Source organism: Okeania sp. SIO2F4 (genome assembly GCF_010672385.1).
GTDB lineage: Bacteria > Cyanobacteriota > Cyanobacteriia > Cyanobacteriales > Microcoleaceae > Trichodesmium.
Map to the genome: position 1 here is coordinate 1 of NZ_JAAHGT010000045.1, position 8,515 is coordinate 8,515.

General features: G+C 34.4%; 7 protein-coding genes. 4 read left to right on the forward strand and 3 right to left on the reverse strand.

Going from position 1 to position 8,515, the window contains the following annotated elements; all coding sequences use genetic code 11:
- The coding region (locus F6K22_RS05105; RefSeq protein ID WP_293094111.1) for a filamentous hemagglutinin N-terminal domain-containing protein at positions 1-774 on the reverse strand (774 nt) is incomplete at its 3' end.
- 769 nt (positions 775-1,543) lie between these two features.
- On the opposite strand from F6K22_RS05105, the gene coaE reads away from it, so the two are divergent.
- The gene (gene coaE / locus F6K22_RS05110) at positions 1,544-2,233 is read left to right on the forward strand and encodes a dephospho-CoA kinase (RefSeq protein ID WP_293094114.1); all 690 of its coding nucleotides are present in this window, start codon (positions 1,544-1,546) and stop codon (positions 2,231-2,233) included.
- Between the two features lie 744 nt (positions 2,234-2,977).
- Here the strand turns inward: coaE and F6K22_RS05115 are convergent.
- Together F6K22_RS05115 and F6K22_RS05120 are read right to left on the reverse strand one after the other, a co-directional pair.
- Positions 2,978-4,699, reverse strand: coding sequence for an ABC transporter ATP-binding protein/permease (locus tag F6K22_RS05115; RefSeq protein ID WP_293094117.1), 1,722 nt, complete (start codon positions 4,697-4,699; stop codon positions 2,978-2,980).
- Between the two features lie 561 nt (positions 4,700-5,260).
- Positions 5,261-5,422, reverse strand: coding sequence for a hypothetical protein (locus F6K22_RS05120; RefSeq protein WP_293094120.1), 162 nt, complete (start codon positions 5,420-5,422; stop codon positions 5,261-5,263).
- A 436-nt stretch (positions 5,423-5,858) separates the two neighbouring features.
- On the opposite strand from F6K22_RS05120, the gene F6K22_RS05125 reads away from it, so the two are divergent.
- The 3 genes from F6K22_RS05125 to F6K22_RS05135 all read left to right on the forward strand — a co-directional run.
- The gene (locus tag F6K22_RS05125; protein WP_293094123.1) at positions 5,859-6,416 is read left to right on the forward strand and encodes a hypothetical protein; all 558 of its coding nucleotides are present in this window, start codon (positions 5,859-5,861) and stop codon (positions 6,414-6,416) included.
- Between the two features lie 777 nt (positions 6,417-7,193).
- Positions 7,194-7,715 (forward strand): hypothetical protein, encoded by a 522-nt coding sequence (locus F6K22_RS05130; RefSeq protein WP_293094126.1) that lies wholly within the window; start codon positions 7,194-7,196, stop codon positions 7,713-7,715.
- A 490-nt stretch (positions 7,716-8,205) separates the two neighbouring features.
- Positions 8,206-8,515 (forward strand): P-loop NTPase family protein (locus tag F6K22_RS05135; RefSeq protein ID WP_483244113.1); only part of this gene is annotated, 310 nt, incomplete at its 3' end.

Sequence of the window (8,515 nt, forward strand, 5' to 3'; positions counted from 1 at the left end):
TGGAAGTGTAGAAATTGTAATTTCACCACCCGGTGCAGATATTTTACCTGTACTAATAATTGTTCCACCCAATAAAGTTACACTTTCTCCAGCTTCAACACTTAACTCACCTGCATTTATTATTACTCCCGAATTACCCAGAGGGAAGGAAAAACTACTGGGATTTCCTGTTAAAAGATCGTAGTTATTTTCACCTGTAGCATTAAACCAACCAGAATCAAAACCAATACTTGAACCAGTAGTTACAACAAAAGATGCGGGTACATCTAATCTAGCATTTGGACCCAAAATAACACCAGCAGGGTTCATAATAAATAAATTAGAATTTCCCCCTGTTACCTGAATTAAACCATTAATTACAGAAACATCTCCACCTGTAACGCGAGTGAGAATATTTTTTATATTGGGATTAGATATAAAGTTAACAATTTGGTTTTCTGTCAGATTAAATCTAGTGAAACTATGGAAAAGATTAGCATTATCTTCCGAGCGCTTTCCACCTGTAATATCAAAGCGAGTTTGAGAAGAATTGTTTGATGGTGTTACCGGAGTTACTACTGTATTAGTTGAGTTTGCTTCGGGAACTATTGGTTGAGTCGATGATTGAGCTAATGCTCTTTGAGCGGAAAATATTTGCCATGGAATTATTCCGACCCTACCATTATTTTCGCTGTTGTTCAATGGTAAGAGTGCAGCAGTGTCCAATACCCAAAGTCCAGTTAAGGGGACAGCTATGAGAATCTGGTAAATTTTATCAACGGGTACATAGTTCATTGGTTTGTATTTTTTTACTGCTTTATCATAAAACAACTTTTTAGTCAAAAATAATTTTTTTTAATCCTCTCAAAGGTAATTTATTATGAGATTGCTATGGTTTCATTCCTACTCTAATCCATAATATTGAGAACTCTCCTGTAACCGATGGGGAGATGGGGAGATGGGGAGGTGGGGCGATCGGGAGGAAAACCTATTTTTAAATAGGTTTACTCTCCTAAAATATCTATTGAATCGCAAATACATAACTTTTCTCTTTTGTCAAGTTTTCTGTTAAGTTAAAGATGTTTATAAAGCATAGCTGAGAAAGGAGGAGACCGAAGTGGGAAAATATTTCTCCCCTCTCGGAGTAGGAGAGGGGTTGGGGGAAAGGTCTTAATTATTCTCCCTACTTACTACTGTCTGGTGTCAAGTTTTCTGTTAAGTAAATATGTTTATAAAGCATAGCTGAGAAAGGAGGAGACCGAAGTGGGAAAATATTTCTCCCCTCTCGGAGTAGGAGAGGGGTTGGGGGAAAGGTCTTAATTATTCTCCCTACTTACTACTGTCTGGTGTCAAGTTTTCTGTTAAGTAAATATGTTTATAAAGCATAGCTGAGAAAGGAGGAGACCGAAGTGGGAAAATATTTCTCCCCTCTCGGAGTAGGAGAGGGGTTGGGGGAAAGGTCTTAATTATTCCCCCTACTTACTGAGGTCTTAATTATTCCCCCTACTTACTACTGTTTCTCTAACTTTTGATTTTTAAATTTAAACTTTTGACTTAAAAAATTATGCGTTTCATTGGCTTAACTGGCGGTATTAGTACGGGAAAAACTACAGTCTCTAATTATTTGAGTAAAAATTACCAGTTTCCAATTTGGGATGCAGATGTTTATGCGCGGGAAGCTGTACAACCTGGTTCATCAATTTTAGAAGGTATAGTAGAACACTATGGTAAAAATATTGTTTTGCCTAATGGTAACCTAGATAGACAAAAATTAGGAGAGATTGTTTTTAACGATAAAAACGAGCTAAATTGGTTAGAGCAACAGATTCACCCTTATGTTCGCGATCGCTTTGAGCAGAATATTCAGCATTTTATCGTAAAAAATAGTGAATCTGGGCAGAAAAGTTCTATACAAGTAACATCCCATCAAACTACTTCTCAAGCTCCTACAGCAATATTAGTGATACCACTACTGTTTGAAGCTAAGATGACTGACTTAGTAACAGAAATTTGGGTTATATATGCTACACCCCAACAACAAATAGAGAGATTAATGAAACGTGACCGCTTGAGTAAACAACAAGCTTACACTCGAATTAATAATCAGATGTCCCTGGAAGAAAAATGTCAAAAGACGGATATAGTTGTGGATAACTCCTCTACCCTAGAAATCTTGTTGAAACAAGTAGACTCAGCGCTCGCTGACCCGCAGAATAATTCAGTTTCTGGCCGAAAAAAGCACTTAAAGTCATAGAAAAGGTATCACCCCTTTTATCCTGAAGACACTACATAACCTGCGTATAAGTAGTAGAAACTCCTTGTCTGGACAATGGAAAACTCCCATGAGTCTCTACTTATCTATTAATATTTCCATCATAATCTCTATGATGGTCTCTCGCAAGTTCTGCAGCTTCTTATCAAATAATTCAACCTTAAATATCCAAAGGTTTTTAACTCCAGTTCAGATATTTTTTGATGAACGAGGTAGTGGACGAGATGAAGTGTGGTTTAGTAACTAAAAATTCATAACTATAAAGTCAAGTCACAAATTAATTCTAGGTACTCCCCCGAATCAAGTTGATTGAATTATCAATTTAGATTGCTAGAGAATCTGGAATTAATTTTTTTGAGAGGTTAAATCAACTAATATCATATTTGGATAATTAGTTATTGGGTCAAATATAGTCAAGTTGCTATGAGGGGAAATCTAAAATTAAAGTCTTTCTAGATTTCCCCTGCTGAGAGCTTCGCTATATTTGACCCTTATTCTAGTCCGCAGCGACTGGTACGGAGTGGAAGGAAGCAATCTCATGGATAACGCGAGATTGCTTCCTATCGTCGCAATGACTACTATTAGACATAGGCGTGAAAATTAAAAATCAAATCAATTCTCATCCAGAAATTATCTATTCTTTCTTTCTGTTAAGTGTTCCCTATTCCCTCTTTTCCGGAGATGTCTATTCAACCGGATTCCATATTAGAGGAAAAAAAGGTAGTGTTAGGCATAATACTGATAATCTTCTGGAGAACTGACTCGCCAAGTTTCATCACCTAGCACTTCCAAAACTTGATGGTGATATTGCAATAAGGTAGGTCGGTGTCCGACACTAATATAAGTGGTTGATAAAGTTTGCAAATGTTGGTAAAGACTTTGTTCATTTTGCACATCCAGAGCACTCGTTGCTTCGTCTAAAATTGCATAACGGGGTTGAGTTAGCAACAAACGAGCAAAAGCTACGCGCTGTTGTTCTCCCATTGACAACATATTATCCCAATCTTCTATGGTATCTAAACCACCCATTCTTTCAGCTAAGTCTGGTAAGTTAACTTGTTTTAGCACTCGATAAATTTCTTCATCAGAAATATTTAAGTCAGTGCGTGGATATAAAAGTTGATCTCGCAAGGAACCTAAAATCAGATAAGGACGTTGTGGTAAAAAAAGAATCTCTTCTAATTTTGGTCGGTAAATTCTCCCGGTTCCAGAATTCCATAAACCAGCGATCGCTCGCAAAATAGAACTTTTTCCGCCACCACTCATCCCCATGATTAAGAGTCCTTCTCCCGGTTGTAATTCTATAGATACATCCTTAACTAAAGTTCTTTGATAATTAGGAGTTTGCAAAGTAAGATGCTGTAACCTTAAACGGGAATCTTCAACTGTATCAATTGTTGTACTATTCTCTACAGACAATACTTTTGGTTCTTCTAGAACTTTGACAAAACTATCTAAACGTTCAATACCTGCTATAAAACTGGTGAGAAATTCAAACATCCTAACTATGATATTCAAGGATCTAAAAACCCTTCCAAAAGCTCCATTCGCTTCTTGTATTGCTCCGACTTCCAACCCTGGTTCTCCTGCCAAAATTCTCGGACCAATAACTAAAGCTGGTAACATCCAGGTAATATAACCATATATGTTTTGAAAAATATCTAAATTCCTCTCCCAAGTAATTACTTTATTATAAATACTTAAAACCGGAGAAAATATCTGTTTAATGTAAGTAAATTCTCTATTAGCTCCATTATAAAAAGCAATTGATTCAGCATTCTCTCGAATTCTCACTAAACCAAATCGAAAATTTGCTTCTCGCTTCAGTTGTTCTTTTTTAATTGGAATCAAAATTTTACCAAAACCTATAGTTGTAATTAGCATACCTCCGAGAGAATATATGACTAAAATAAGAACCAATAATTTTGATTTTTCCCAAAGTAGAACTCCGAATGCAAACAAGTTAATAATTGCTAGGGTCAACTGCCTAAATAGACTCACAGAACGATGACAAAAAGCTGCTATATCTTCTGCAATTCGCTGATCGGGATTATCAATTTCTCGATAAAAAGTATTCACTCTATAAAAACAATTATTTTGAAAATATTTATCTAAATAAAATTTAGTCAACCACTCCCTAGAATACAGACGAATTTTATCTTCTAAATACTGCCAAGTAGCAACAGTTACGGCTAAAAAAATAGAAGCACCAATATATAAAAATGCAGATTCCCAGAATCTCTCAGAGTCCAAATCAACTAAAGCAGAAATTAATTCTCCTTGTTGTTTTAGTTGATTAACTCCTATAGTTGAATCTAAACTTAGAAAACAAAACAGCAATATAAGCAAACCAATTGCTCGCCATTTCTCTGGAGAATCCCACCAATATAGTTTACCAATTGCCCAAAAACTCTGGAAAGCGTGGAAAAAAAGTTTGATATTTTTCATTTTCTATATTTAAAGTGAATATTTTTGAATTTTTAAGCCATTTTTTTGTGATTCATCTGACGCATTTGCCAGGGAATATTTACAATGGATAATTGACAATTGATAATTGATAATTAATCCCCAAAGGTTTAAAGTCTCTCATGAGCAAGGAGAAAAAAGCGGTCGGAAAGCGGAGCAGTCCGTAGGATGGGATGGCGAGGTTTCCTCGCTTGCCTCCAATCGACCAAGAGAATAAATCAGATTTCCTTATATTCAATTTCGGAACGGTTTTAACCTTCTTGTAATTATCCATTATTCATTATCAATTGATGAAGCTCTCTTTGGGAATGACTCCCAAGGGTAAACTATTAGAATCAGATTCGCCAAAACTTGCTTGTTCAGTTAATATTTGAGTTTTACCATTCTCAAGTTAACAAGTAATATCATTTCCGGTTAAATAGTTATAATTAAAGTTTGTAGTAGGGCTTTAGCCTTATCTATAATTAGGACTAAAGCCCTACTACAAACAAAAACTTTTTTATTGTTGATTATCCGAACATGATATAAGTTTTGTTTTAATATTTAATCGGATTTAACCCTGCTGGCTTTACATTCTTTAATTGTACCTAACAGAACCTCTTTACGAGTGACAAGATGAACTACATCACAAGTTGGAAAATCTTCTTGCCACTTAAAACTGAAACGAGTATTGTATAAATAATAATCCGGTTTTTCTAATTTCATTTTTTTTTACTTCTTTTGATCGATGACAGTAAAATCAGATGTCGCAAATGGTTTTGCTGAACATAAACTCCAGCGTTCGGGAATCGCTACGATTGCTCCCTTTTTACTATTCTGATTAATCCATTCTATACCCTTTCTCATGCTTAATGCCCAATAATCAGTTACTTAATAGTTAGCAAATTTTATCATACACAAAACAAGCCAAGAACTGATATGGGGTTGAGCGGGAGTATGATTGGGCTTAATTCAGGAATTTAACATATTTGAGAATATAGCTTGCGTTATTAACGTCTAGCAAAAAAAACAGTTTTTTGAGATTTATATTTGTTACTAAAAAAATCTCTAACTAGAGATTTTTTGGGATTTTAATTTACATACTATATAATGATAATTATCTAGTTAACTATTGTTTTTGCACTAAAAAATATTGAAAATTATGACTGAATTTAGTGATTTAAAATCTTTTCTTGATTCCTGGGAAGATAGATTTGTTGAAGTAACGGAATTTGACATATTTAAACACAGTCCTAACGGTAATATTAATACTGACGGTACTGCTGCTTGTTGTGATTCGCCAATTTTTACTAAATATCATCGTTATTTTAAACGGTCTATTGAACCAGGAGTTAGAGATTTAACTATTGCTTTAATTCTGAAATTAAATTGTATAACTTATTCTAGTTGTCAAGGTCATTTTTCTACAACAGATGCAGCAATGAGGCAGAGATATGTAGCAGTTATGCCCCGCGATGAGGAGGAATATCAACAGTTATTTAATATTTTTAATCAAATAGCTGAATTGACAAACTATCAATTTGTTGAGAATCCGGTTAAAGTTGTAGTAGGTAATGATGATTTAGAATCAGAAGGAAAAACGACAAAATGTTTGACTTTATTCTTTGTCTCAAATAATTCTGATGAATCTGAATATTTTCGAGAAATTGAATCTGTTTATAATTATGTTATACAGCAGATTAATCAGATGAAAAATTAGTCTTAAAGATGTGTAATTAAAAAGTAATATTAGAGTAAATATACTGCCTTAATTGATTGACTTTGAACAGTAATATTACCTTGATGAAGTTGAGCGAGCGCATCTCTGCAATAGACATCTCCGATCCTCAAAAATTAAATCAATCCCATGCGAAAAAATTATCAATTCTTTCCCCCTACTCCCGTACGGGCGATTCGCATAGATGCCCCTACTCCCTACTCCCTCTTTTCCGGAGAGGTCTAATAGACAAACCAAATCATAAAACCAGTCTTTCCATTTTTTTGATTGGTTAATGAACAATATGAATGTGTTTACTTCTGTTAATCAAGCTCAAAATACTAATATAAATATTTCATTAATGGACAATGGATAATTACCTCTGGTTAAAACCGTAAGGGAATTGAATATAAAGAAATCTCCTAAGCTTTTCTCTTGGTCGATTGGATATGGCGCACTTCGGAGCGGCTCTGCACTCTTCGGGAAACCTCGCCATCCCATCCTTACGGAAAGCTCCGCTTTTCATGTCGCGAAAGCGTTTTTCATGTCGGCGACAGCCGTTAGCGGAGCTTTGCGCTAGCAAAACGAAGTTGTGCGCTAGCTAAACGACCGCTTTTTCTCTTGAAAGAGAAGGCTTGAAACCGGATTGATTAATTATCAATTATCAATATCAATTATCAATTATTAATTATCCATTATCCATTGGTAAGGATAGTATAAAAGTAAAATTTTACTCCCAATTTAAGTAGTAAAATCCAAAATTATAACTCGCAATTAAATATGACAAACTTAACTGATACAATCAAACTTTACGAAACAAAATTGTCTAAGTTAAAATCAACAACCAAACCATCATTTGAGCAAGTAGTTTCAGTTCTACTTACTAGAGATGAGATTCAATATTTTATGGAAGAGGATGATGCAGAACATACGCAAAACTTAGAAGAGATTAAAAAAAATTCTGAAATTGAAGCAAGATTTGTTGAGATTATTATACTGAATTGGTCTAAAAAAGATTTTCGGGAAATTTATAATCGTAATTATGGTTATAGTTATTATGCTCCTAAGCCGATTGAGTATACATATAAAGCCGTAAATACATCTCCAGTATATCAGACATTGAACTCGATTGAAGATGGAAATAATCCAACTGTAACAAATACAAGAGATAACAAATTTAGAAAAATATTAATAGATAAATATAGCCAATTACCAGAATATAAAAAATTAAACTTCTATGTCAGAATAGACAATTATTTAAACACAATTGAAATAGAACTTAAAAACCTAAGATTACAATAAGCAGGAAATCCTCCTGATAATAAAAAATTAGAAAATATTCAAAAAGAACCAACGAAAATTAAGCAAGAGTGTTTAAATAAACCTGACGATTCTCAAGCAATAATCTTAAGTGATTATGAGATTCAACTAATGCTTGAAATGTTGAATTTTTTTGAGAAAAGAGTTGACACTTACACAAAACAGCAGCAGAAAATAGACTGAGATATCGATAGGCAAAGGATTTTACGTCAAAAAGGTATAAGTCCGTAATAAACAAGGGTTTTATATCAAATGCGGTAGCATCGGTGTTGTTCAGTATTAAATAGGACTTACGCAGAGACTACTTGAGAGCTTTCCCACAACAATAATTACAATATGTGTTAGTTATAGCTAAGAAAGAATTAGTTAGGACATACACTAATGATGAATCTTACACTAGGAAATGTTTTTCCAACTGTTCCGAGTTAAGTGTTCCCTGTTCCCTGCTATAAGATAAATTTGTTGAACTGTAGTGTCTACAGTACCTATTGTTGGGTTTCCTTTGTCAACCCAACCTACAAAATTCCAGTTGTTTATTGTAACTATTTTTATGAAAAAAGTAGCCGTATTTGGTAATGCAGGTGGTGGTAAGTCAACCCTGAGCAAGAAATTAGCAACAATAACTAATCTCCCCCTCTATGTCTTAGACAAAATCAAATATCGCTCAGGAGGTACAGAAGTTCCAGATAGTGAATATAAAAGTACTCACGACGAAATCTTAGCTAGTGACAAATGGGTGATTGACGGATTTGGTTCCATGGAAACCCTGTGGTCTAGGTTAA

Excerpts from the sequence above, each read along its gene's own strand:
- F6K22_RS05115 (WP_293094117.1), bottom strand. The coding sequence starts at position 4,699 with ATGAAAAATATCAAACTTTTTTTCCACGCTTTCCAGAGTTTTTGGGCA.
- F6K22_RS05130 (WP_293094126.1), top strand. The coding sequence starts at position 7,194 with ATGACAAACTTAACTGATACAATCAAACTTTACGAAACAAAATTGTCT.
- F6K22_RS05125 (WP_293094123.1), top strand. The coding sequence starts at position 5,859 with ATGACTGAATTTAGTGATTTAAAATCTTTTCTTGATTCCTGGGAAGAT.
- F6K22_RS05120 (WP_293094120.1), bottom strand. The coding sequence starts at position 5,422 with ATGAAATTAGAAAAACCGGATTATTATTTATACAATACTCGTTTCAGT.
- coaE (WP_293094114.1), top strand. The coding sequence starts at position 1,544 with ATGCGTTTCATTGGCTTAACTGGCGGTATTAGTACGGGAAAAACTACA.